This is a genomic window from Mesorhizobium sp. B2-6-4 (assembly GCF_006441495.1).
Lineage (GTDB): Bacteria > Pseudomonadota > Alphaproteobacteria > Rhizobiales > Rhizobiaceae > Mesorhizobium.
Genome location: NZ_VFUE01000013.1, coordinates 183,421 through 208,280 on the forward strand (window position 1 = coordinate 183,421; position 24,860 = coordinate 208,280).

The following is a 24,860-nucleotide window of genomic DNA, read 5'->3' on the forward strand; positions in this document are numbered from 1 at the left end:
AATCCAGCTTTCCAGCTTACTCCACGATGACCGCTGTCTCCACCACGGCATGGAACAGCACGTCGGCTCCTGCCGCCGCCCATTCCTTGGAGATCTCCTCGGCCTCGTTGTGGCTGAGACCGTCGACGCAGGGGCACATCACCATGGCGGTCGGCGCGACGCGGTTGATCCAGCAGGCGTCGTGGCCCGCGCCCGAGACGATGTTGCGGTGCGTGTAGCCGAGCCGGTCGGCGGCATCACGGATCGCCTTGACGCAGCCCTTGTCAAAGGTGACCGGATCGAAATGGCCGACCTGCTCGATCTTGTACTGGATGTCGAGCGCCTCGCATATCGTGTCGATGCCTTCGCGGATGCGCCCATCCATGGCGTCGAGCACTTCCTTCTCCGGCGAGCGGATGTCGATGGTGAAGACCGTGCGCCCGGCGATGATGTTGCGCGAGTTCGGATAGACTTCCATGTGGCCGACCGCGCCGACGGCGTCCGGCTGGTAGTCCATGGCAATCTCGTGCACCAGTTCGATCACGCGCGCCATGCCGAGCCCGGCATTGCGGCGCTTGGGCATCGGCGTCGAGCCGGTATGCGCCTCCTTGCCGGTCAGCGTCACCTGCAGCCATTTCAGCCCCTGTCCATGGGTGACGACGCCGATGTCGATGCCTTCGTCCTCGAGGATAGGCCCTTGCTCGATATGCAGTTCGAAAAAGGCGTGGATCTTGCGATCGCCGACCTTCTCCGTGCCCTTCCAGCCGATACGCTCCAGTTCCTCGCCGAATTTCTTGCCGTTCTTGTCCGTATGCTCGTAGACGTCGGCCTGGTCGAGCACACCGGCGAACACGCCGGACGCCATCATCGCCGGGGCAAAACGCGAGCCCTCCTCGTTGGTCCAGTTCGTGACCACGATCGGATGTTTGGTCTTGATGCCGAGATCATTGAGCGAGCGGACGATCTCCAGGCCGCCGAGCACGCCGAGCACGCCGTCATACTTGCCGCCGGTCGGCTGCGTGTCGAGATGGCTGCCGACATAGACCGGCGGCAGGCTGGGATCGGCGCCTTCGCGCCTGGCAAACATGGTGCCCATCTCGTCGACGCCCATTTCGAGCCCGGCCGCGTCGCACCAGCGCTTGAACAGATGCCGGCCCTCGCCGTCCTCGTCGGTCACGGTCTGGCGATTGTTGCCACCGGCAATGCCGGGGCCGATCTTCGCCATCTCCATGATGGAATCCCACAAACGGTCTGAATTGATTCGCAGATTCTCGCCGGGTGCGGCCATTCAAAACCTCTCCAATTGCGTGGCGTTCCCCTCCCCCTCGAGGGGAGGGTGGCCGCGAAGCGGTCGGGTGGGGTCGCCGGACATGCGCTCGACCTTCCCTTTGACCACCTGCGCAACATGCCAAGGGTTGTTTATGACATCGGGCTCATCGACGCGAAAGACATCAAAGCCGAGCGAGCGCAGATAGGCATCACGAACGGCATCATGCCGCTTGCCCTTCTCGTGTTCGTGCAGATCGCCATCAACTTCAACGATCAGCTTCACGGCGAGGCAGGCAAAGTCAACGATATAAGGCCCGATCGGACACTGACGACGAAACTTGATGCCGGCCGATTTCAGCTCGCGCAGTTCATACCAGAGCAAGGATTCACCCCTGGTTGCGTGAACTCGAAGCGCGCGCGCCTTTTGGCGCATTTCGTAGCTCACGCGAGTGCGGGGCATCAACGGCAGCCTCGCGGCAACAGATCAGGTCGGCACCCCGTCGCACCGACCCCACCCGACCGCTTCGCGGCCACCCTCCCCTCGAGGGGGAGGGATATCCGCGCCCAGTTCTTCAATCGATCGACCTCAGTACCTCACGCACATGATCGATCAGTTCGTTGATCTGGCCCTTGGTGATGATCAGCGGCGGCGACAGCGCGATGATGTCGCCGGTAGTGCGGATCAGCGCGCCGCGCTCGAACGCCTTGACGAAGGCCGAGAAGGCACGCTTGGTCGGCTGCCCGGCGATCGGCGCCAGCTCGATCGCACCGATCAGGCCGATGTTCCTGATATCGATGACATGCGGCTCGCCCTTCAGCGAATGCAGCGCGTCTTCCCAATAGGGCGCCAGTTCCTCGCCGCGTGTGAGCAGGCCCTCTTCCTTGTAGGTGTCGAGCGTGCCGAGCGCCGCGGCGCAGGCGATCGGATTGCCGGAATAGGTGTAGCCGTGGAAGAACTCGATCATGTGCTCGGGGCCGGTCATGAAGGCGTCGTGGATTTCCTTCTTCACGAACACCGCGCCCATCGGGATGACGCCGTTGGAGACGCCCTTGGCGGTGGTCATGATATCAGGCGTGACGCCGAAATAATCGGCCGCGAACGGCGCGCCAAGACGGCCGAAACCGGTGATGACCTCGTCGAAGATCAACAGGATGCCATGCTTGGTGCAGATTTCGCGCAGCTTCTGCAAATAGCCCTTGGGCGGCAGGATGACGCCGGTGGAGCCGGCGACCGGCTCGACGATAACGGCCGCGATGGTCGAGGCGTCATGGAGCGCAACGATGCGCTCCAGCTCGTTGGCCAGCTCCGCGCCATGTTCCGGCACGCCCTTGGAGAAGGCGTTCTTCTCGGGCAGGTGCGTGTGCGGCATATGGTCGACGCCGCCGAGCAGCGTGCCGAACATCTTGCGGTTGGTGACGATGCCGCCGACCGAAATGCCGCCGAAATTGACGCCGTGATACCCGCGCTCGCGTCCGATCAGGCGGGTGCGCGAGCCCTCGCCCTTCACGCGGTGATAGGCGATCGCCATCTTCAACGCGGTCTCGACCGATTCCGAACCGGAATTGGTGAAGAACACGTGATCCATGCCCTTTGGCGCGACGTCGACCAGGCGGTTGGCCAGTTCGAACACGATCGGGTGGCCCATCTGGAAGGCCGGAGCGTAGTCGAGCTCGGCGGCCTGCTGCTGGATCGCCTCGGTGATCTTGGGCCGGCAATGGCCGGCATTGACGCACCAGAGGCCGGCGGTGCCGTCCAGCACCTTGCGGCCGTCGCTGGTCGTGTAGTGCATGTCCTTGGCGGACACGAACATGCGCGGCGCCTGCTTGAACTGCCGGTTTGCCGTGAACGGCATCCAGAATGCACTGAGATCGTTCGGCGTGACTTTCAGCCGGTTGGACATGACCAAGACTTCCCCTTGTAACCTGTTTCGGTACGTCCAACGCTTGGTCTTTGCCGCGCTTTCGTGCTACGCAAATTTTTGACCGATTGGACAAACGTTAGCACCGCCCTGTCGGCGGTCAAGGGATTACTAGCGGAAATGCGGCTCCTGAAGTGCGTTCCACAGGCCGGGGAAAAACTGGTCCAGAGAATTGGGCCAGACCGCTTTCAACACGAGGGCGCGCAACGGTGAACACCAGCACGGAAGCCCCTCGCCGCACCCGCATCCAGCAGGAGAAGCGCGAACTCATTCTCGAAGCCGCACTCGAGGTGTTCTCCACCAATGGCTTCCGCGGCTCGACCATCGACCAGATCGCCGAAGCCGCGGGGATGTCGAAGCCCAACCTGCTCTATTACTTTCGCCGCAAGGAAGACATTCACGAGACGCTGATGCAGCGCCTGCTCGACACATGGCTGGCGCCGCTCAGGGAACTCGACCACATCGGCGATCCCCTGACCGAGCTCAGGAGCTACATCAGGCGCAAGCTTGAAATGGCGCGCGATTTTCCGCGCGAGAGCCGGCTGTTCGCCAACGAGATTCTGCAGGGCGCACCACGCATTATGCCGTTGCTGACCGGCGAACTGAAGACGCTGGTCGACGAGAAGGCAACCGTCATCAAGGGCTGGATGCGCGCCGGCAAGATCGCCAGGACGGATCCTTGGCACCTGATCTTCTCGATCTGGGCGACGACCCAGCACTATGCCGATTTCGACGTCCAGGTCCGCGCCGTGCTCGGCCCGAACCGTGGCGGCGACGGCCGCTTCGAGGACGCAGCGAGGTTCCTGGAGCAATTGTTCCTCGACGGGTTGAAGCCGAAGGCCTGACCCTGCCCTGAAGGCTCACGCGCTGCGCCGCTCGGCCGGCAGCGCATCAAGCAAGCTCTGCAGCTTGGCGATCGAGTTCTGCTCGGCCAGCGGCGTGTAGACGACCAGCCGCATGTCGGATCCATCGTCGATCGACAGGCTCATGTGCTCGAAGGCCATGGCGCCGGCCGTCGGATGGCGGACGTGCTTCAGACCCGTCAGCTTTCGCGCTACGTCACGTCGGGGCCACCAATCGCGGAACTCGGGGCTCGAGCGCATCATCAGCGCGATCAGCCGGTCGAAATCGGGATCACCGACATATTTGGCGCTTTCGGCGCGAAACGAAGCGAGCACCACGCGAGCAAGCTCTTCCCAGTCGACGAGCAGGCGACGGTGCTGCGGGCTTGTAAACACCATGTGGACGATGTTGCGGGCGTCGCCTTCCAGCAAGCCATAATCGCCGAACACCGCGACGGCTGCCGGGTTCCAGGCGAGCACGTCCCAGCGCCGGCCAACCACATAAGCGGGTTGCAGCACAAGACTTTGCAGCATGTGCAGCAACGGCCCGTCGACCTTTTCGGGCGTTGCCCCACGACGCTCCGGCTGTTGGCGGCCGGCGAGGATGAACAAATGCCGCTTCTCGACAGCGTCGAGGCGCAGCGCCTCGCAGAGCGCCGCCAGCACCTCCACCGAGGGCCTGACATCCCTGCCTTGTTCCAGCCAGGTGTACCAGGTGGTGCCGACACCGGCGATCATCGCCACCTCCTCGCGCCGCAGGCCCGGCGTGCGCCGCCGCGCGCCGCAGGCAATGCCGGCGGCCTGTGGCGAAAGCCTCTCGCGGCGCGAGCGCAGGAAGGCGCCGAGCTCGCGCCGGCGGCTGTCTTCAGCGGAATGAGAAGGAGCATCCATGACCCTATTATAGCAGTACCGATACCAGGATAAAGTTTGAACTGTTTGGCGCGCACCCGCTGCCCCATCTTCTGTCGAGAGCAACGAATGGAGGCTCAAACATGGACCTGAAAGACAAGACAATCCTGATCACCGGCTCGACCGACGGTGTCGGCCGGGTCGTCGCGCAACGGCTGGGCGCAGGTGGCGCCCGGGTGCTGGTGCACGGACGCGACGCGGCGCGCGGCAAGGCCACGGTCGCGGACATCGAGGCGGCCGGCGGCAAGGCCGAGTTCTTCGCAGCCGACCTCGCCTCGCTGGCCGAGGTGCGCCGGCTCGCCGAGGCCGTGCGTGAAAAAACCGCTCGGCTCGACATCCTCATCAACAATGCCGGTGTCGGCACGGCTGGCCAAAACGCCAAAAGGCAGGTCAGCGCCGACGGCTATGAACTGCGCTTCGCCGTCAACTATCTCGCCGGCTTCCTGCTTACGGAGGGATTGCTGCCCCTGCTGAAGGCCAGCGCGCCGGCGCGTATCGTCAACGTCGCCTCGGCGGGCCAGCAGGCCATCGACTTTAGCGACGTCATGCTTACCCATGGCTACAGCGGCGTGCGCGCCTACTGCCAGAGCAAGCTGGCGCAGATCCTGTTCACCATCGATCTCGCCGAGCAGCTCAAGGGCAGCGGGGTTACCGTCAACGCCCTGCACCCGGCGAGCTACATGAACACCACGATGGTCCGGCAGGCAGGCGTCACGCCATGGAGCTCGGTGGAGACCGGCGCCGAGGCCATTGTCAATCTCGCCACCTCCCCCGCGCTCGAAGCGCGCAGCGGCCTCTATTTCGACGGCCTGCGCGAATCCCGCGCCGACGCCCAGGCTTACGACGCCAGAGCAAGACAACAATTGCGCGACTTGAGCCTCGACCTTGTCGGGCAGGCTACAGTGAAGAGGGAAGAGCGTTCATGACCAGCAAGATCGAACACACAGTCGTCATCGGCGGCTCGTCTGGCATCGGCCTGGCGACGGCGCGCAAACTGCTCGGCCCCGGCATGAAGGTGACCATCACCGGGCGCAATCAGGACAAGCTCGTCAGCGCATGGAAAAGTCTCGGTGGCGCCGCTGACAAGGCGGCATTCGATGCGTCAAAGCCGAATGAAGTGCGCCACTTCTTCGAGCGTCTCGGCCCGTTCGACCATCTCGTTCTGGCCGCGAGCGGCGGCAAGGGTCTTGGCCCATTCCAGACGCTTGACCTTGCCGATATCGCTGGCGGCGTCGACGAAAAGGTGCGACCGCAATTGTCCTGCCTGCAGGCGGCCTTGCCGACGCTGGACAAATCAGGATCGGTCACCTTCATCTCGGCGGTATCCGCCCAGCTCGCCACGCCGGGCGTCGCCGGCATCGGCGCCGTCAATGGCATGCTCCTGACGGTGGCGCCGGTCCTGGCCGTCGAACTGAAGCCGCTGCGCGTCAACGTCGTGGCGCCCGGCGTCATCGACACACCCTGGTGGGACTTTCTGCCGGACGAGCAGCGACAAGCGGTCTTCGCGGAATATGCCGGCAAGACGCCGGTCGGCCGCATCGGCCGCGCCGAGGACGTCGCCTCGGCCATAGCCTTCCTCGTCTCCAACGGCTTCATGACCGGCCAGGTGCTGACCTGCGATGGTGGTTTGCGGTTCGCGGCCTAGCTGCAACCGTCAAAGCGATTGGGCGATCAGCGTCAGGAAACCGCCGCTCAGCGCGACATTGCCAACAAAACCATTGATACGCGACGCACGCTCCTGTCCCTGATGGTCCCAGAAATTGTGGACCATCGGCGTGGCGACGATCAGGAACATCACCAGCGCCATACAGGCAATCGCGGTCCAGAAGCCCGCCATCACCAGCACGCCGGCGACGATCTGCAATACGATGCCGACCGACAGCGCCAGCCGCGCCTGCGGCACGCCTCGCGCGGCCATCAGCCCCGTCAAGAAGCCCGCGTTCTGAATGTTGCGCAGGCCGGCGAAGACAAACCCGCCGCCAAGCAACAGCCGGCCGAGAACCAACAAGGCGGCGGGCAAATCGGCAAGCATCAAACGCTCTCCCTTTGAAATAATGGGAGCGCCGCCTCCCTTGGCGGCGCTCCGATCGTGATCGAACAATCAGGCGGCCTTGGCGGCAGGCATCGGATGAATGGCGTGGAACGGAATGCAAAGCCGGTTCCAGGTATTGATCATGCCCAGCGCCACGGAGAGCTTGACCAACTCCTCTTCCGAGAAATGTTCCAGCGTGCGGGCATAGAGTTCGTCCGAAACACCATTGTTGGCGATCAGCGTCACGGCCTCGGTCCAGGCCAAAGCGGCGCGCTCGCGCTCCGAAAACAGCGGCGATTCCTTCCAGGCCGAAACCAGATAAAGCCGCTGTTCGGTCTCGCCGTCGCGCCTCGCCTCACGGCTGTGCATCTCGACACAGAAGGAGCAGCCATTGATCTGTGAGGCCCTGAGCTTGATCAGGTGCAGCAGGCTTTCCTCGAGCCCGCATTCGTCGACCGCCTTATTGAGCGCCGACACCGCTTTCATGATCTCGGGCGCCTTGGCGAAGAACTGGAGCCTCTGTCTCATCATCTTTCCTTTCATGCTTGCTTGGTTGAACTGGATTTCTGCTGCCGCTGGTGGCGCTCGGTGAAAGCGCAGCTTGCCGCGACCGACCGCGGATCGGCGCCTTTCATGAAGTCCGACACGATGTCGGACAGCCTGACCTCGGCCAGCGCCGCGCGATAGGCGCGCTCCGCCTTCAGCATCGCAGCATTGATGCCGCACGGCCTGACATAGGCCGATGCATCGAGTTTCGTCGGGCCGCGCTGGCGGATTTCGCCGCATCGGAAAGCCGGCTCGCGCCCTTCGACCGCCAGCACGATGTCCAGCAGCGTGATGCGTTCGGCCGGTTTCGCCAACCGGTAGCCGCCCGCCGGCCCAGGAACGGATTCCAGGATGCGCGCAGCGGTGAGCATGTTGAGATGTTTCAGGAGATAGCTCGGCGACAGGCCAAACGCCTCCGCCAGGGCCGCACCTGGCATGGTGCTGTCGCCATCGACGCCAGCCAGCGTCGCCGCGCAGTGGATGGCCGCTTCGACGCCATCGCCGAGTTTCATGATACCAATCTCCAATACATGGATAACTTATATCCTGGATATTTTGTATCTGCAATAGCAAAATGAAAACGGCGCCCGAGGACGCCGCTTTTTCCTTGATTGTTCCGCCCTACTCCGCCGCCACCTTGGCCATTGGGTTGTTCGGGTGCGTGGTCCAGTTGGCGTAGACCGGCGACACAGGCATGCCGGTGCGCTGGTCCATCACCCCGGCGGCCAGCGGCTCCATGGTGATGCAGTTGTCAACCGGGCAGACATTGACGCAAAGATTGCAGCCGACGCATTCGGCCTCGATCACCTCGAAATGCCTGACGCCGTCGACCATGCTGGTGATCGCCTGATGCGAGGTGTCCTCGCAGGCGATGTGGCAGCGGCCGCATTTGATGCAGGCATCCTGGTCGATATGCGCCTTGGCGACATAGTTGAGGTTGAGATACTGCCAGTCCGTGACATTGGGCGTGGCACGGCCGATGATGTCGTCGAGCGAGCGATGGCCCTTCTCGTCCATCCAGTTTTCGAGACCGGCGATCATCTCCTGCACGATCTTGAAACCGTAGGTCATCGCGGCCGTGCACACCTGCACGTTTCCGGCGCCGAGCGCCATGAACTCGGCAGCGTCGCGCCAGGTGGTGATACCGCCAATGCCGGAGATCGGCAGCCCCTGCGTTTCGGGGTCGCGCGCGATCTCGGCCACCATGTTCATGGCGATCGGCTTCACCGCAGGGCCGCAATAACCGCCATGCGAGCCCTTGCCGTCGATGGTCGGCATCGGCGCGAAGCTGTCGAGATCGACGCCGGTGATCGAGTTGATGGTGTTGATCAGCGACACCGCGTCGGTGCCGCCGGCATGTGCTGCTCGCGCCGGCTTGCGGATATCGGTGACGTTGGGCGTCAGCTTGGTGATGACGGGCATGCGCGTGTACTGCTTGCACCAGCGCACAACCATTTCGATATATTCCGGCACCTGGCCGACGGCGGCGCCCATGCCGCGCTCCGACATGCCGTGCGGGCAGCCGAAATTGAGCTCGATGCCGTCGGCGCCGGTTTCCTCGACAAGCGGCAGGATCGCCTTCCAGCTTTCCTCGACGCAAGGCACCATGATCGAGGCGATCAGCGCCCGGTCGGGCCACTCCATCTTGACCTGCTTCATCTCACGCAGATTGGTCTGCAAGTCGCGGTCGGTGATCAGCTCGATGTTGTTGAGGCCGAGCAGACGGCGGTCGGCGCCCCAGATCGCGCCGTAGCGTGGGCCATTGACGTTGACCACCGGCGGGCCCTCTTCGCCCAGCGTCTTCCAGACGACACCGCCCCAACCGGCCTTGAAGGCGCGCACGACATTGTAGGCCTTGTCGGTCGGCGGCGCCGAGGCCAGCCAGAACGGATTGGGCGATTTGATGCCGACGAAATTATTCCTGATATCTGCCATGCTCATGCCCTCCCGTTCGAGGTCAGTGCCCGGTGAATGGATTCCGCCGCATCACGCCCTTGCGCCACGGCCGAAACGGTCAGGTCGTCGCCACCGAATATGCAGTCGCCGCCGGCCCAGACCTTGGCCAGCGAGGTGCGCCCTTCCGCATCGACCTTGATGCGCCCGGCCTCGAGCTCGATCGCAGCACCGCTGCCGTTGAGCGCAGCGGGGACGAAACTCTGTCCGATCGCCTTGAACACCTGGTCGGCAACGAGGGTCAGCGTCTCGCCGGTGCCGGCAAGACTGTCGCCGTTCATGGCGGTGTATTCAAGCTCGATGGCATTGACCTTGCCGCCTTCGGCAATCACCCGCTTCGGCTGTAGCCAGTGTCGGATGACGACGCCGTTGGCGGCCGCCAGGTCCTGCTCGAATTCGGAAGCATTCATATGTTCCTGGCCGCGCCGGTAGCAGATCGTCACCTCCTCGGCGCCAAGCAGCTTCGACTGCACCGCGGCATCGATCGCCGTCATGCCGCCGCCGATGACGACGACGCGGCGGCCGACCGGCAGGCCGGAGAGATCGCTGGCTTGGCGCAGCTCGGAGATGAACTCGACGGCGTTGGTGACGCCCACGGCGGCCTCGCCATCGGCGCGCAGCGCATTGACGCCGCCGAGCCCCATGCCCAGAAACACCGCGTCATAATTGCGGATCAGGTCGGAGAGCTGATAGTCGCGGCCGAGCGCCTTACCGTTCTGGATATCAATCCCGCCAATCGAGGTGACGTACTCGACCTCGGCTTGGGCGAAATTGTCGACGCTCTTATAAGCGGCGATGCCGTATTCGTTGAGCCCGCCCGCCTTCGCGCGCGCTTCCAGGATTGTGACGTCGTGGCCATGGCGGGCGAGCCGATGGGCGGCGGCAAGGCCGGCCGGCCCGGCGCCCACCACGGCGACCGTCTTGCCTGTCGGCGCGGCACGTGGATAAAATTGCCTGTTCTCGCTCATCGCGATATCGGTGGCATAGCGCTGCAGCCGACCGATCTGCACCGGCTTGCCTTCCGCCACTTCGCGCACGCAGACCTCCTCGCACAGCGTTTCGGTCGGGCAGACGCGAGCGCACATGCCGCCCAGAATGTTCTGGTCGAAAATGGTCTTGGCCGAGCCGATCGGATTGCCCGTGGAGATCTGGCGGATGAACAGTGGAATGTCGATCGAGGTCGGGCATGCGTTCATGCACGGCGCGTCGTAGCAGAAATAGCAGCGGTCGGCTTCGACCAGCGCCTCGTGGTGGTCGAGCGGCGGATGCAGGTCGGAAAAATTGTCCGCATACTGATCGGCAGGCAGCCGGCCGCCTGCAATGCCTTCCCTGAACTGTGCTTCTGCCATCGTCAGTTCCCCTTGTTTTCGTTTTAGGGAAGGCTAGCACGTTTTATTTTTTTATCAATTGGTCAATTTTCTACATAAGCCTCTGAAAAGGCTCGAATAAAATATGATAATTTAATTCACGTTTAACATCGTAATGCGCGAATGTCGAACTTTCGAGGAAGGACGGTCCGCTAAGCGGCGAGCCGCAATCATGGCATGCCTGGCGAGCCGCAATTATTCCTCCGCTGTCGGATTTCCGTCTCGAAGATCGTCCTATGATGGATCGAAGGACGATCGACGCAAAAGGTGAGGAGACCGACGATGCCGAAATCCCCAATGCCCTTCTTCTGGTACGAATTGATGACATCAGACCTCGACGCCGCCGAGGCGTTCTATACCAAGGTGGTCGGCTGGACCGCGCAAGCCTTCGACAAGGCTCCCGGCATGCCGCGCTACATCGTCATGAATGTCGGCGAGCGTGGCGTCGGCGGGCTGATGACGATGCCTGAGGATGCCGCCAAGATGGGCATGCCTCCCGCCTGGCTTGGCTATATCCACACCAGGGATGTCGATGCTGCCACGGCGTCGCTGCAGAAGGCCGGCGGCGCCGTTCATCGCCAGCCCGACGACATTCCGGGCGTCGGCCGCTTCGCCGTCGTCGCCGATCCGCAAGGCGCGACCTTCATGTTCCTGCAGCCGAACGGGCCCGACCAGCCGGTCATGCCGGCCAGCACGCCGGGCCATATCGGCTGGCACGAGCTTTACACAACCGACTGGAAGGCCGCGTTCGACTTCTATTCCAGCCAGTTCGGATGGACCAATGCCGGCGATTTCGACATGGGGCCGATGGGAACCTATCAAACCTTCGCGGCCGGCCCCGAATCCGGTGGTGGCATCATGAACAAACCCGAACAGATCTCGGTGCCGGTCTGGCAGTTTTATTTCAACGTAACCGCCATCGACGCGGCGGCAAAACAGGTGACCGACAATGGCGGCAAGATCCTGATGGGCCCGATGGAGGTCCCCGGCGGCAGCTGGATCGTGCAGTGCCAGGATCCGCAAGGCGCCCATTTCGCCTTGATGGCGCCCGGACGGTAAGGGGCTCAACGTCGCACAGGAGGACGGCCTTTGATCGTAAGATTGCTTGGCGCCGAGCTATTCCGGCGTCAGCACCGCGACTTTCAGGCCTGCCTTTTTTGCACCGCTGAACTGGACGGTGGCCGGGCCGGGCGCAAGCTTGAACCGAACGCTCTTGCGAATGTCCGGACAGGTCTTGACCCCGCTGTAGCCGGCCAATTTCACGGTATGGCCGTCCTGAATGACATCGATCCAGGCTTCGCCCGACAAGCTTATCTGGATGCCTCCTTCCGGCGGCACAACCATGCTGGCGACAGCGCCGAACGTGCCAGGCGCCGGGGCACGTTCCGGCGGGAGGGCGAATTCCGCTGTCTCGGCCGGCACCAGAACCAGATCGGCGGCAGCGCCGACCGCCAGCGTCGTCCCCGACGCAGCAGAAGGAGGCGCGGCGAACAGCGCCTGCTCGCGCGTTACCGGCCATTTGAAAGCCTCGCAGCCGGCATCCTCGGCCATCGCGAAGCTTGTACCGGCAAGGATTGCGAAAAAGCTGATGACGACTTTTTTCATGGCGAGAGACCCCCAAACGATTTCAACTATCTACAGATCGATACAACCAGAGGGATAATTATGCAACCTTAGGGAGAAAATATCGACGCATTGCGGAACATCTCGCATCACCGATTGTTGATGTCCGGTAGCGGGAAGTGAATGGTCCATCTCGGGGCGATAATCTAGGCCGGACCTGGGGGTGAAAACGGAGTTTCAGATGGCGCTTTTTGAAGGCTTGGCCCGATACCAGCCACAGGCGCTCGGCGTTCTGCGCATCATAACCGCGCTGCAGTTCATCGAGCATGGCAGCCAGAAGCTGTTCAATTTCCCGGCAAGCGCCGAACCCCACGCCCTCAGCGGGTTGACGCTGACAGCCGGCATTCTCGAGTTCGCCGGCGGCATCCTGCTCGCGCTGGGGCTGTTTACCCGCCCAGTCGCCTTCCTTCTGGCGGGCGAGATGGCGATCGCCTATTTCATGGCGCACATGCCGCGCGGCTTCTTCCCGGTCAACAATGGCGGCGATTTGGCGATCTCGTTCTGCTTCATCTTCCTCTATCTGTTCTTCGCCGGCCCTGGCGCCTTTGCGCTCGACAATCGCCGCGCTGCCTGATGCGAGCCGGATGCGGATTGTTCACGCCCGCATCCGCTCCAAATTGGCGTCGAACAGCGGCACCGGCTGCATGCGTGCGGCATGGCGCTTGCCGAGGATTTCGATCTCGAAGCCTTCGCTCTCCTCGGCGATCTCCTTCGGCACGTAGCCCATGGCCACCGATTTCCTTGAATGATGCGCATAGCCGCCTGACGTCACCCAGCCACGCACCGTGCCGCCGAACCAGATCGGCTCGTCGCCGATGACATCGGCGTCGGCAGCCTCGACGATGAAGGCGCGCAGCCTGAGCCTGCCGCCCTGCTTGCGCTCTGCCAACGCCGCGGTCTTGCCTATGAAATCGGCTTCCTTGCCATAGGCGACAAAGCGATCGAGCCCTGCCTCCAGCGGTCCGTAGATCGGCCGGTATTCGCGCGCCCACGAGCCATAGTTCTTTTCCAGCCGCAGTGCGTTCAGCGCACGGGAGCCGAACAGGCCAATGCCGAACTCCTCGCCCGCCGCCATCAGCGCCTGGAACGCCGCGCGCTGATATTCCGGCGCCACCCAGATTTCATAGCCGAGATCACCGGTGTAGCTGACGCGGCCTACCAGGCACGGCGCCATGCCGATATCCATCTTGCCGATGGCCATGAAGGGAAAGACGGCGTTCAAGACGTCCGTCCGCGTGACCTTGGCCAGCACGTCCCGCGCCTTCGGCCCGGCGACGGCAAGGCCGGTGAGTTTCGCGCCCGAAGCCTCGATGCGGACAGAACCATCCGCGGGCAGATGCTTTTCGAACCAGCGCATATGGTACTGCTCGGCAATGCCGGAACCGGCGATGAACCACTCCTCGCCGCCGAGATTGGCCAGCGTGAAATCGCCGATGAGCTTGCCGTCCTCCTTCAGCATAGGCGCCAGCGTCATGCGGCCTGGCCTCGGCAGCTTGCAGGCGAGCAGCCGGTCGAGCCATGCAGCAGCCCCCTCGCCTGTCACGCCGTATTTGGCGAAATTCGAAATCTCGGCGATGCCGACGCCCCCGCGAACGTTTGCAACCTCCCTGCCGACATGCGCGAAATCGCTCGAGCGACGCCACGAGAACTCGTCCTTGACGCCTTCGGGCGCGTACCAGAGCGGCACTTCCAGCCCATAGGACACGCCCCATTGCGCGCCCTTGGCCGACAGCAGGTCATAGACCGGCGTGGTCTTCAGCGGCCGTCCGGCGGGCAATTCCTCATTGGGGAAGCGTATCGAAAAGCGCCTGGAATAGTTCTCGCGCACCTTAGCGTTGGTGTAGGCCATCGTCGCCCAGTCGCCATAGCGCGACACGTCCATGGCCCAGATGTCGGCGCCGGGATCGCCCTCGATCATCCAGTTGGACAGCGCGAGCCCAACGCCGCCGCCCTGGCTGAAACCGGCCATGACGCCGCAGGCCACCCAGAAGCCCGGCAAACCGCGCACCGGCCCGACCAGCGGGTTGCCGTCAGGCGCGAAGGTGAAGGGTCCGTTGATGATCTGCTTGATGCCGGTGTTCTGAAAGGCCGGGAAATGCCGGAAGCCGACTTCCAGCGACGGCGCGATGCGGTCGATGTCCGGCTCCAGCAATTCATGGCCGAAATTCCACGGCGTCTGGTGCTCGGACCATGCCTTGTTGGCCTTCTCATAGGTGCCCATCAGCATACCGCCGCGCTCCTGGCGCAAATAGAGCTCGCCGTCGAAATCGACGGCGTGGATGATCTCGGTGCCGGTCTTGGCGTTCCAGGCGGCGACCTCCGGCATGTCCTCGGTGATCAGATACATGTGCTCCATGGCCAGCACCGGCAGTTCGAGCCCGACCATGCGGCCGACCTCGCGCGCCCAAAGGCCACCGGCGTTGACGACATGCTCGGCCACGACCTCGCCCTTGTTGGTGATGACGCGCCACAGCCCGTCGGGACGCCGCACGATGTCCTCGACCTTGGTGAAGCGCTCGACCTCGGCGCCCAGCTTACGCGCAGCCTTGGCATAGGCATGGGTGACGCCGGAGGGATCGAGATGGCCGTCCTCCTTGTTGCGGACAGCGCCGACGAACTGCTTGGGGTCGAGCAGAGGCATCAGTTCGGCCGCTTGTTTCGGCGAGATTTCTTCGAGATCGATGCCGAGATAGCGACCCTTGGCGACGACGCCACGCAGCCAGTCGAGCCGTGCCTCGGTCGCCGCCAGCAGCACGCCGCCGGTCAGATGCACGCCGGTCGCCTGGCCGGAAAGCTCCTCGATCTCCTTGTAGAGGTTGATCGTGTATTTCTGCAGCTTGGCGACGTTGGGATCGCCATTGATCGTGTGCATGCCGCCGGCCGCGTGCCACGTCGAGCCTGAAGTCAGCTCGTCTCGCTCCAGAAGCACGACGTCGGTCCAGCCATGGCGGGCGAGATGGAACAGCACGGAACACCCGACAACCCCGCCGCCAATGACCACGACCTTTGCATGCGATTTCATGGGTTCTTCTCTGATATCAGTGAGTTGGATGGGCTAGATGATTCAAAACGGGACGTTCGTGGCGCATCACGGCTCGCCCGCCCCAATCGCTTCCTTGCGCTTGGTCACGTAGGCCTCCAGCGCTTCGCGCACGGTGACGTCCATCGGCGGCTCGACATAGTCTTCGAGCGCCTTCTTCCACAACCGCGTGGCGCGCGCGGTTGCGTCGAGGCCCCCGGCTTCCTGCCAGGCTTCAAAATTCTGCCAGTTCGAAAGCATCGGCTGATAGAAGGCCGTCGCATAACGTTCCAGCGTGTGCGGCTCGCCGAAGAAATGGCCGCCGGTCGGCACCGTGCCCAGCGCCTCGACGGCAAGCTCGGCCTCGTCGACCACGATCGGGCGCAAAAACTCCATCATGTGCTGGATCATTTCGACGTCGATGATGAATTTCTCGAACGACGCCGTCAGCCCGCCCTCCTGCCAGCCGGCGGCGTGATAGACGAGGTTGCCGTGGCCGAGCACAGCGCCCCACAGCGCCATCAACGTCTCGTAAGCGCCTTGCGCATCGGCGGCGTTGGAGGCCGAGCCCGGCGTTGTTCGGTAGGGCAGCCCGTAACGCCGTGCCAATTGCCCCGACGCGATGTTGGCCTTGGTGTTTTCAGGCGTGCCGAAGGCCGGCGCGCCCGACTTCATGTCGACATTGGAGGTAAAGGCGCCATACATGACCGGCGCGCCCGGACGCACAAGTTGCGTCAGGACTACGCCGAACAGTGCTTCCGCATTCTGCTGCGCGAGCGCACCCGCCAGCGTCACCGGGCTCATCGCGCCCATCAGCGTGAACGGCGTCACTGCCACAGACTGGCCGAATTCGGCCATCGTCATCAGCCCCTCGGCCATCATCTCGTCGAAACGGCGCGGCGAGTTGACCGAGATGATGGTGGCGATGCCTGGATCGTCGCGCAACTGGTCCAGCGTCAGCCCGCGCGCGATCGCCATCATCTCGATCCCGTCCAGCGCCCTGCCCCGGCCGATCGCCGAGACATGGAAGCTTTTGTCGGTCAGCGTCAGATTGGTGAAATAGGTGTCGAGATGGCGCGAATTGGCCGGCAATTCGACCGGCGCGCAGACCTGGTTGCCGAGCATGTGCACGCAGTTGAAATGCTGCGCCAGCCGGGTCAGATCCGCATAGTCGCGCAAATTGCCGGGGCGGCGGCCCCGCGCCATGTCGTGCACATTGGGCGGCCCCGCAACGAGCGTGAAATTGATTGTGTTGCCGCCGAGATGAACGGCGTTGGCCGGATTGCGCGGTGTAAGGGAATAATTGGACCGCGTCGTCTTCAGCGCCTCGTCGACCATGCCGCGGTCAATGCGCACGTTCGCCGACGCGTGGTCCACGCTGGCACCGGCCTGCTCGAACAGCGAGAGCGCCCGCGGGCTCATCACCTCGATGCCGAAATTCTCCAATATGTGCATCGACGCCTGGTGGATCGCCTCGATCTGGTCGGGCGACAGCAAGGCCATCGGCGGATAAGGATTGGTCACCCGCCTCGCCGGCAGCTGCGGGATAGGCCCTGGTCCCCGGTTGCTGGTGCGCTCGGCGCCGCGCTTGCGTCTTGGTTCGTTCATGCCAGGCATCAAAGCCTCGGCAAACCGCGCCAGCTGTCAGAAATACGCCGTTTGCGGGCGCGATTTTAACCGAGGCGGCATTTTCGAAACATCGATTTATGAAAAGCGACAAGATATGTCGGGTGATCAATATGGCATTTTTCTGAAGCGCCCGCATCGGCGGCCCGTTAACGAGGGCAGCAAGATTCCCTTTATGATTTGAGCCTATTGCTCTGCCGATGCGTAGGTCGAGTTTTAGTAAAATTGTAGCGGTTGGTATGCTGCTGGCACTTTCGGCCTGTGCGACGGCCCCCAGCCACATCAACAATGTCTGCGCCGTCTTCGACCAGAATGACGGCTGGTTCGACAATTGGCAGTCGGCCGCCGAACGCGCCGAGCAGAAATACGGCGTGCCCGTCCCCGTGCTGATGGCGACCGTGCGTAAGGAATCCGGTTTCAAGAGCAACGCCCGGCCGCCGCGCACCAAACTGCTCGGTTTCATCCCCTGGAAGCACGTCTCGTCGGCCACCGGCTTCTCGCAGGCGCTGGACGGGACCTGGTCGCAATATCAGAGAGAAACGGGCAACTGGGCGGCCCGCCGGACCAAATTCTCCGACGCCGTCGATTTCGTCGGCTGGTACCATTCCAAGACAGCGGATACCTACGGCGTCGCCCGCAACGACACCTACAATCTCTACCTTGCCTACTATCTCGGCTGGACCGCCTATGGCCGCGGCAATCGTGGCGATTCCGCCGTCCAGAGCTATGCCCGGGCCACCGACAAGATGGCCCGCGACTATGCCGAACAGCTAAGGCAGTGCGGCAGCTAAAGGGCTCCCGCTACAACGACAGCATCTGTCAGCGCGGCTTCCTGCCGAACACCTTGATGTATTCCGCCTCGCCGCCCTTGGCGAGCGCCTTCGCCTGCTTGACCCAGTCCTCGCGCTCGATGCGGCCCTGGAATCTCAAATGGTCGTCGACCCACTCCCGTTCGGCCTTCTTCCACGTGGCAATTTGAGCATAGGTGAAGATACCGAGGCCATTGAGGATGGCTTCCGTCTTCGGGCCCACGCCGGATATCAATTTCAAGTCGTCCGGCTTGGCAGGCTTGGAGATGCCGGCGGGTCGGTTCCTGTCGGCCGCGCCATCACGCGCCGCACCTGGTCTGGCCGCACGGCCGCTAATTGGTGCGACACGCGCATTCTCTGCCTGGCGGCCCTCGCCAAGCGTTCTCGGCGTGAAAGGCGCGGAGGTCGCGTTGGCATCGGTCGCCGCTGCACCTGTTTCGGAGACCTCGTCGCGCACCTCGTGGCGGCGGGCTCGCCACACGGCTTCTGTCTCCTCGGCGTCCTCTCCCACCGCGCTGGCTTCCGCACTGGCGGTCTTGCCATGTGGTCGGTTGGGTGGCTGACCGGCAAAGCCCGGGCCGGCCCCATGCGGCGCGTCGTCCGGCACGCCCTCATGGTCGGCATGCTGCTTGTCGAACTTGATCACCGGCTCCATCGTCGCCAGAACGTCGTCCGAGAGCCAGCACAGGCTCATGTGCCCGTCGCCCAGGTTCTTTACCGGCGGCACCTTGGTTTCGCAGAGATTATCCGGCACCAGTCTCTTGTAGCCGCAGCGCGTCTGGAATGGACAGCCTGTCGGCGGGTTCATTGCCGAGGGTATGTCGCCCTCCAGCACGATGTGCTTCTTGATCACGCTGGTGTCGGCGATCGGGATCGCCGAAAGCAGTGCCTCGGTGTACGGATGATAGGGCGGCGCGAAGATCTGGTCGGTCGTGCCTTGCTCGACGATATAGCCGAGATACATGACGACGACCCGGTCGGCGATATAGCGCACGACCGACAAATCGTGGCTGATGAACAGCATCGTCGTCTTATTCTTGCGCTGGATGTCCATCAGCAGCTCAGTCACCGCCGCCTGCACCGACACGTCGAGCGCCGAGACCGGCTCGTCGGCCACCACCACCTTGGCATCGCCGGCAAAGGCGCGCGCCACGCCGATGCGCTGCTTCTGGCCACCCGAAAGCTGGCGCGGCTTGCGGCTCTCGAAGGCGCGCGGCAGCTTCACCAGGTCAAGCAATTCCAGCATGCGCTTGCGCCGGTCGGCGACGGTCTTGCCGACGTTGAATTTTTCCAGTGTGCGGATGATCTGCGAGCCGACCGAATGGCTGGGGTTGAGCGTATCGAACGGGTTCTGGAACACCATCTGGATCGACGACACCGTGTCGACGCTGCGGCTCTCGATGCCGGTCGACTGGATTTCCTTGTTGGCGAGCGTGACCTTGCCGGAGCTCGCCGTCTCGAGCCCGAGCAGTACTTTGGCCAGCGTCGATTTTCCGCACCCGGATTCGCCGACAATGGCGACGGTTTCGGATTCGCGCGCCGTAAACGAAATCGTCTCGTTGGCCTTGACGACGCGGCCCTCGCTTGAGCCGAACACCTCACTGCCGCCAACCTTGTAGTATTTTCTCAAGTCCTCGATCTTGAGTACCGGTGCGCCCGGCACCACCTTCTCATTGACCTTTTTGGCGCCGGGCGGCAGGGCGTCCCAATCGATTTCGTTGAAGCGCACGCAGCGCGAGAAATGACCTTCATGTCCCGCGACTTCGATCATCGGGATTTCGGCGGCGTTGCAGACGCCCTCGACGAAATGGTGGCAGCGCGGACCGAAATTACAGCCCTTCGGCCTTTCATGCGGCAGGGGCAGCTGGCCGGGGATCGAGATCAGCGGCCGCGAGTTCTTGTCGGCGCCCGGCAGTGGAATCGAGCGGAAAAGGCCCTGCGTATAGGGATGGCGCATCCGGTCGAACACGTCCTTGATCTTGCCGGTCTCGACGGCCTCGCCCGAATACATCACCGTGATGCGGTCGCAGGTCTCCAGGATCAGGCCAAGATTGTGCGACACGAAGATCATCGAGGTGCCGAACTTCTCGCCCAGCCCCTTGACCAGTTCGACGATTCCCGCCTCCACCGTTACGTCGAGCGCCGTCGTCGGCTCGTCGAGGAGAAGCAGCGCCGGCTTCGACAGCAGCGCCATGGCGATGACGATGCGCTGCTGCTGGCCGCCCGAAAGCTGGTGCGGATAGGAGCGCATCATGCGTTCGGGATCGGGAAGCTTCACCGAGCGCACCATTTCGAGCGCACGTTTATAGGCCTCTTCCTTCGACACCTTGTCGTGGATCAGCGGCACTTCCATTAGCTGCTGGCCGATCTTCATCGCCGGGTTCAGGCTCGCCATCGGTTCCTGGTAAATCATGGCGATCTTGTTGCCGCGGATGCTGCGCAGCTCCTCCTCGGAGAGCTCGCCCATGTCCTTTCCCTGGAACCTGATCTTGCCGCCGACGATCTTTCCGATGTTGGAGAGATCACGCATGATGCCGAGCGACACGGTCGACTTGCCGCAGCCGGATTCGCCGACAATGCCCATCGCCTCGCCGGGCATGACCGTGCAGGAAAAATCCATCACGGCCGGTATCTCGCCTTTGCGGGTGAAGAAGGAGATCGACAGGTTCTCGATCTCGATGATCGGCCCATTGTTCGGCCTGGCCGGATTTCGAACTGCCTCGTTCATGGGTCGCTCCAATCCTTGGTTTTTCCGGGCAAGTAGGGTCGAGGACCCCGCCATCAATCCTTCATCGATTGCTCGCGCAGGGAATCGGCGAGCAGGTTTAGCCCCAGTACGAACGACATCAGCGCGATCGTCGGCGGCAGTGCCGGGTGGATAAAGGAACGCAGCAGCCGGCTGGCATCCTTGATCGCCGTGCCCCAGTCGGGACTTTCCGGCGCCAACCCGAGGCCGAAATAGCCCAGCGTGCCGAGCAGGATGGTGGTGTAGCCGATGCGCAGGCAGGCATCGACGATCAGCGGTCCGCGCGCATTGGGCAGGATCTCCCACAGCATGATGTACCATGGCGATTCACCGCGCGTCTGGGCCGCCGCCACATAGTCCCGCGTCTTGATATCCATGGTCAGGCCACGCACGATGCGGAACACGCCCGGGCTGGAGGCGAACACCACCGCCACGAAGATGTTGAGCTGGTTGGGATCGATATGCACGATCTTCAGCGGGTCGGCATCGAACACCAGGCCGGCATAGATCCAGCCGCCGACCACCAGCGTCAGTCCGAGCAGGATGTAGATCCGGTCGGAACGGTTCTTGTAGCGCGTCCAGAACAGCACGCAGAAGAAAATAATCGGGAACAGGAAGAAAACGCCGGCCAGCGCGTAGGGGATCGGCGTGTCCATGATGCCCGGCGTCACCAGGAGGTAGAACAGCAGGATAACCGGGAAGGCCAGCACGAGATTGGCCAGGAACGACAAAACGGTATCGATCTTGCCGCCATAATAGCCGGCCGGCAGGCCGAGCGTGATGCCGACCATGAGCGCGAAGCCGGTCGCCGCCGGCGCGATGATCAGGACGATCTGGCTGCCATAGACCATGCGTGAAAAGACATCGCGGGCGAGCTTGTCGCCACCGAATAGATAAGCGAGGCCCGATTGCGGTTCGATGGCTCCGGGCAGTGTATCCTTCATGATGGGAATCTGGCCGAGCGGATCGAAAGGCGAGATGGTCGAGGCGAAGATCGCCGTGAACAGCCAGAACAGGCAGATGGCCACCCCCGCTATGCCGACGCCGCTGTCGAACAGTTGGCCGTAGAGAGCCAGCTTCTTCTTGTAGAGGAAGCTTGCGCCCATGACGATGAGAAGCGCGAGCCAGACCGGCCAGAAGCGCCAGAGCACTTCGAGGACGACGGTGGAGGCGCCGATATATTGGGCTTGCATGCGCCGTCTCCCCTACTGGACCCGAATGCGCGGATTGAGGAACGCGTAGCCGACATCGGAAATGAGCTGCGTGATCAGGACGATGAACACCGAGACCAGCGAGCAGCCGAGCAAAAGGTCGATGTCGTTGTTGCCTGCGGCCTCGACCAGCGTGTAGCCGAAGCCCTGATAGCGGAACATCACCTCGACGATGACGACGCCGGTGAGCAGCCACGGAAACTGCAGCATGATCACGGTGAAGGGCGCGATCAGAGCGTTGCGCAGCGCGTGCTTGACCACCACGCTTTTGAAGGAAAGACCCTTCAGCCGGGCGGTGCGGATATATTGCTGCGTCATCACCTCGACCATCGAGGCACGCGTCATGCGCGCGATGTAGCCGATGCCGTAGATGGCCAGCGTGATCACCGGCAGCGTGAAGTTATAGAAGGTGATGCCCTGGCTTGCCGATGCGGCGGATCCGTTCAGCCAGCCAAGCCAGGAGGCGAAGATGACGGTAAAGATGACGCCCGATACATATTCGGGCGTCGCCGTCGAGGCGATCGAGGCGACCGACAGCACCCGGTCGGTGCGCGACCCCTCGCGCATGCCGGCCAGGATGCCGATCAGCAGCGAGACCGGCACCATCACCGCCAGCACACAGAACATCAGGATGCCCGTGGCGCCGAGCGCAGGGAATAGCTTGGCCCCCACCGTGGTCTTGAATTTGGTCGAGCAGCCGAAATCACCCTGGAGCACGCCGGAGAACTTCGGCTCGGCCGGATCATTGCAGAAAGAGAAGCGCTGCGCCGGCTTACCGGTCGCCGGATCGGTTACCGGCTGCTTGGGCACGACGCCGAGCCACTGGCCGTAGCGCACGAAAAAGTTCTGCCGGTAGCCGTGATTGACCAGCCAGCTTTCCAGCTGTTCGGCCGAGGTGTGCATCTCGGTCTGGCTGATCGCCAGCTTCTTCAGGTTGGGTTCCAGATTGACGAGGAAGAAGACGACCAGCGTCAGGCACAGCATCGTGAGCAGTATCGTGCCGATGCGTCTGGCGATGAATGAGAACATTGTACCCCCCTGCCGGCCGGGTTGGGGTCAGATAGGTTCAACCCTGTATCAAAAACCTTGTGACGTCACGCCGCCGCTGCATCCAATGCAACGGCGGCGATGCCGCGGGAGCGAAAGGCGCTGGCGCCCCGCTCCCGACAGGCTGTGGGTCACGCCTGATCGAGCCAGACCTTGCCGAAGTCGTGCTCGTAGGTGGGGTGCATCGAGTGGTTCTTCACCTCGGGCTTGATGTTGATGTAGAGCTTGCGCCAGTAAGGCTGGATGATGATGCCGGAATCCTGCAGCATCTGCTCGATGTCCTTCATCACCACCTTGCGCTTCTCCGCGTCGGCGATCCCGAGCGCCTCGTTGACCTTCTTGTCGAAGTCCGGATTGGCGTAGGCCGTCTCGTTCCAGGCTTCACCCGAGCGGTAGGCGATGGCGATGACCTGGATGCCAAGTGGACGCATGTTCCAGTTGGTTTCCGAGAACGGATATTTCGTCCAGTCGTTCCAGAAGGTCGAGCTTGGCAGCACGGTGCGCTTCACCTTGATGCCAGCCTCGCGCAGTTGGGCCGCGATCGCGTCCGTGGTGTTCTTGTGGTAGTCCTCGTCGTTGCTGATCAGCTCGTGTTCGAAATCGATCACGCCGGCTTCCGTCAGCATCTGCTTGGCCTTGGCGATGTCGCGCTTGATTTTGGGCAGCTCGACATATTCGGGATGGATCGGCGCGACATGGTGGTTCTCGGCCGGCGTGCCGGCATTGCCGTAGCCGAGCTGCAGCACCACCGAGTTGTCGACGGCCAGACACATCGCCTGACGCACTTTCTGGTCGCCATAAGGCTTGGCGTTGACGTTGAAGCGCGACACCACGGTGGCGGCGGTCACGACCTCGGAAGGCGGCGCGCCGACGTCTGCGATGATCTTGACGTAGTCGGCGGTCGTCTCATGGTTGGTCTGAACTTCGCCCGATTCGAAGGCCGAAACCGTTGCGGCCGGATCGGTGCCGTAATCGATGAACTCGACGCCATCGAGGAAGGCTTCGCCCTGCCACCACTTGCCGGTCTCGCGGCGCTTGTAGACGACCTTCTGGCCGACGTCGTAGGAGACGAGCTCGAACGGACCCGTACCGATCGGGCAGTTCTTGAAGTTGGCGCCCTTCTCGTCGAAGCTCTTGTGCACCACCAGTGCCGGATAATCGGTCAGGTTGGGGATGATGGCGATATCGGGTTTGGTGAGCTTCAGCTTGACGGTCATGTCGTCGACCTTGATGACCGACCCTTCGCGCAATTTCTTGGTCTTGTCATCGACGAGGCTGCCGAGACGGCCCGGCATGGAGTTGCCTTCCGCGGCCTTGTCGGCCCAGCGGGTGAAATTGTAGATCACGTCGTCGGCGGTGAACTTGTCACCATTGTTCCATTCGACGCCCGGCCGCACATGCAGCGTGTACTCGGTGGCGTCGTCATTGATGTCCCAGCTTTCCAGGAGATAGGGCGCGAATGTGTACTGGTGGGTGTATTTCACCAGCGGCTCGAGCGCCTGCCTCTCGGCATTGGAGATTTCCGACCAGTCGGCCGTGCGCGGATCCTTGGGATCCTTGACCGACATTGCCACCTTGAGCACGCCGCCTTTCTTACCCTGCACGTCCTCGGCCTTGGCCGGCGTCGGGGCGGCGAGCCCCAGAAGGCCATAGGCCATGGCCGTCGAAGCGCCGAAGACGCTGGCGAGCGCGAGGAATTCGCGGCGATCGACCTTACCCGACTTGGCCTCTTCGGCCATGGCCAGGATGTGATCCGGAACGCTATCGCCATTACTCTTGTAGATTGTCATGACTAACTCCCATTGTTGGCTTTCCGCCGATTAACATTCCGCATCCAGGCCATGATGTCAAAGACGGCATGGTTGGGAACATATTGACGAATGTGCAACTTTGGAGGGGGAGCGGTTCGCGTGATAGCGACAGTCTTGGCGCAAAATTGCTAGTGCGCGACGGATTTCCACTA

At 62.8% G+C, this 24,860-nt stretch carries 22 protein-coding genes and 1 pseudogene; 7 read left to right on the forward strand and 16 right to left on the reverse strand.

The window, feature by feature from the left end; genetic code table 11:
* Nucleotides 1-16 precede the first annotated feature (16 nt).
* The 3 genes from FJ426_RS19755 to FJ426_RS19765 all read right to left on the reverse strand — a co-directional run bounded on the left by FJ426_RS19755 (nt 17) and on the right by FJ426_RS19765 (nt 3,149).
* Nucleotides 17-1,267, reverse strand: a complete 1,251-nt coding sequence (locus FJ426_RS19755; protein ID WP_140521236.1) for a Zn-dependent hydrolase — start codon at nt 1,265-1,267, stop codon at nt 17-19.
* A complete protein-coding gene (locus tag FJ426_RS19760; RefSeq protein WP_140521237.1) occupies nt 1,268-1,708 on the reverse strand; it encodes an endonuclease domain-containing protein in 441 nt (146 codons plus the stop codon). It abuts the gene before it with no gap.
* Between the two features lie 112 nt (nt 1,709-1,820).
* The gene (locus FJ426_RS19765; protein WP_140495122.1) at nt 1,821-3,149 is read right to left on the reverse strand and encodes an aspartate aminotransferase family protein; all 1,329 of its coding nucleotides are present in this window, start codon (nt 3,147-3,149) and stop codon (nt 1,821-1,823) included.
* 227 nt (nt 3,150-3,376) lie between these two features.
* Here FJ426_RS19765 and FJ426_RS19770 point away from each other — a divergent pair, with 227 nt between their 5' ends.
* Nucleotides 3,377-4,012 carry a TetR family transcriptional regulator C-terminal domain-containing protein gene (locus FJ426_RS19770; protein WP_140559504.1) on the forward strand — a complete coding sequence of 212 codons (636 nt, stop codon included), beginning with the start codon at nt 3,377-3,379 and terminating at the stop codon, nt 4,010-4,012.
* A 15-nt stretch (nt 4,013-4,027) separates the two neighbouring features.
* Here the strand turns inward: FJ426_RS19770 and FJ426_RS19775 are convergent, their stop codons facing one another.
* Nucleotides 4,028-4,900: a helix-turn-helix transcriptional regulator gene (locus FJ426_RS19775; RefSeq protein WP_140495117.1), complete on the reverse strand. Its 873-nt coding sequence runs from the start codon at nt 4,898-4,900 to the stop codon at nt 4,028-4,030.
* Nucleotides 4,901-5,001: 101 nt separating this feature from the next.
* Here FJ426_RS19775 and FJ426_RS19780 point away from each other — a divergent pair, with 101 nt between their 5' ends.
* On the forward strand, nt 5,002-5,844 hold the full coding sequence (locus tag FJ426_RS19780) for an SDR family NAD(P)-dependent oxidoreductase (protein WP_140559503.1): 843 nt from the start codon (nt 5,002-5,004) through the stop codon (nt 5,842-5,844).
* Entirely contained in the window at nt 5,841-6,563 is a 723-nt protein-coding gene (locus tag FJ426_RS19785) for an SDR family oxidoreductase (RefSeq protein WP_140559502.1), read from the forward strand. The genes FJ426_RS19780 and FJ426_RS19785 overlap by 4 nt, the downstream gene beginning before the upstream one ends.
* Before the next feature lie 9 nt (nt 6,564-6,572).
* Here FJ426_RS19785 and FJ426_RS19790 read toward each other — a convergent pair whose 3' ends face one another.
* The 5 genes from FJ426_RS19790 to FJ426_RS19810 form a co-directional block, all read right to left on the reverse strand.
* A complete protein-coding gene (locus FJ426_RS19790; protein ID WP_140559665.1) occupies nt 6,573-6,950 on the reverse strand; it encodes a DoxX family protein in 378 nt (125 codons plus the stop codon).
* Between the two features lie 69 nt (nt 6,951-7,019).
* Nucleotides 7,020-7,478 carry a carboxymuconolactone decarboxylase family protein gene (locus FJ426_RS19795; RefSeq protein WP_140495113.1) on the reverse strand — a complete coding sequence of 153 codons (459 nt, stop codon included), beginning with the start codon at nt 7,476-7,478 and terminating at the stop codon, nt 7,020-7,022.
* Nucleotides 7,479-7,489: 11 nt separating this feature from the next.
* Nucleotides 7,490-8,008 (reverse strand): Rrf2 family transcriptional regulator, encoded by a 519-nt coding sequence (locus FJ426_RS19800; protein ID WP_140495111.1) that lies wholly within the window; start codon nt 8,006-8,008, stop codon nt 7,490-7,492.
* A gap of 109 nt (nt 8,009-8,117) precedes the next feature.
* Nucleotides 8,118-9,431, reverse strand: coding sequence for an NAD-dependent dihydropyrimidine dehydrogenase subunit PreA (preA, locus tag FJ426_RS19805; RefSeq protein ID WP_140495109.1), 1,314 nt, complete (start codon nt 9,429-9,431; stop codon nt 8,118-8,120).
* A 2-nt stretch (nt 9,432-9,433) separates the two neighbouring features.
* Nucleotides 9,434-10,798 (reverse strand): NAD(P)-dependent oxidoreductase, encoded by a 1,365-nt coding sequence (locus FJ426_RS19810; RefSeq protein WP_140559500.1) that lies wholly within the window; start codon nt 10,796-10,798, stop codon nt 9,434-9,436.
* A gap of 300 nt (nt 10,799-11,098) precedes the next feature.
* Here FJ426_RS19810 and FJ426_RS19815 point away from each other — a divergent pair, with 300 nt between their 5' ends.
* Nucleotides 11,099-11,875, forward strand: coding sequence for a VOC family protein (locus FJ426_RS19815; protein WP_140559499.1), 777 nt, complete (start codon nt 11,099-11,101; stop codon nt 11,873-11,875).
* Nucleotides 11,876-11,932: 57 nt separating this feature from the next.
* On the opposite strand, the gene FJ426_RS19820 is transcribed toward FJ426_RS19815, so the two are convergent.
* Complete coding sequence (locus FJ426_RS19820; RefSeq protein ID WP_140495103.1) at nt 11,933-12,421, reverse strand: hypothetical protein; 489 nt, start codon at nt 12,419-12,421, stop codon at nt 11,933-11,935.
* Between the two features lie 199 nt (nt 12,422-12,620).
* Here FJ426_RS19820 and FJ426_RS19825 point away from each other — a divergent pair, with 199 nt between their 5' ends.
* Nucleotides 12,621-13,013, forward strand: a complete 393-nt coding sequence (locus tag FJ426_RS19825; RefSeq protein WP_140495101.1) for a DoxX family protein — start codon at nt 12,621-12,623, stop codon at nt 13,011-13,013.
* 21 nt (nt 13,014-13,034) lie between these two features.
* Here the strand turns inward: FJ426_RS19825 and FJ426_RS19830 are convergent, their stop codons facing one another.
* Nucleotides 13,035-15,461: an FAD-dependent oxidoreductase gene (locus FJ426_RS19830; RefSeq protein ID WP_140559498.1), complete on the reverse strand. Its 2,427-nt coding sequence runs from the start codon at nt 15,459-15,461 to the stop codon at nt 13,035-13,037.
* Nucleotides 15,462-15,527: 66 nt separating this feature from the next.
* Nucleotides 15,528-17,066, reverse strand: coding sequence for a trimethylamine methyltransferase family protein (locus FJ426_RS19835; RefSeq protein WP_140516678.1), 1,539 nt, complete (start codon nt 17,064-17,066; stop codon nt 15,528-15,530).
* Between FJ426_RS19835 and FJ426_RS19840 the strand changes: the two genes are divergently transcribed.
* Nucleotides 17,065-17,268 carry a hypothetical protein gene (locus FJ426_RS19840; protein WP_140516680.1) on the forward strand — a complete coding sequence of 68 codons (204 nt, stop codon included), beginning with the start codon at nt 17,065-17,067 and terminating at the stop codon, nt 17,266-17,268. The genes FJ426_RS19835 and FJ426_RS19840 overlap by 2 nt on opposite strands.
* A 16-nt stretch (nt 17,269-17,284) precedes the next feature.
* Complete coding sequence (locus FJ426_RS19845; RefSeq protein ID WP_140559497.1) at nt 17,285-17,875, forward strand: transglycosylase SLT domain-containing protein; 591 nt, start codon at nt 17,285-17,287, stop codon at nt 17,873-17,875.
* Nucleotides 17,876-18,419: 544 nt separating this feature from the next.
* Here FJ426_RS19845 and FJ426_RS19850 read toward each other — a convergent pair.
* From FJ426_RS19850 to FJ426_RS19865, 4 genes and pseudogenes are all read right to left on the reverse strand, one after another.
* Nucleotides 18,420-20,621, reverse strand: a pseudogene (locus tag FJ426_RS19850) (ABC transporter ATP-binding protein); the annotation flags it as partial.
* 53 nt (nt 20,622-20,674) lie between these two features.
* Complete coding sequence (locus FJ426_RS19855) at nt 20,675-21,832, reverse strand: ABC transporter permease (protein WP_140495091.1); 1,158 nt, start codon at nt 21,830-21,832, stop codon at nt 20,675-20,677.
* Nucleotides 21,833-21,844: 12 nt separating this feature from the next.
* On the reverse strand, nt 21,845-22,879 hold the full coding sequence (locus FJ426_RS19860) for an ABC transporter permease (RefSeq protein ID WP_140521245.1): 1,035 nt from the start codon (nt 22,877-22,879) through the stop codon (nt 21,845-21,847).
* A 149-nt stretch (nt 22,880-23,028) separates the two neighbouring features.
* Nucleotides 23,029-24,687, reverse strand: a complete 1,659-nt coding sequence (locus tag FJ426_RS19865) for an ABC transporter substrate-binding protein (protein WP_140495085.1) — start codon at nt 24,685-24,687, stop codon at nt 23,029-23,031.
* Nucleotides 24,688-24,860: the final 173 nt, after the last annotated feature.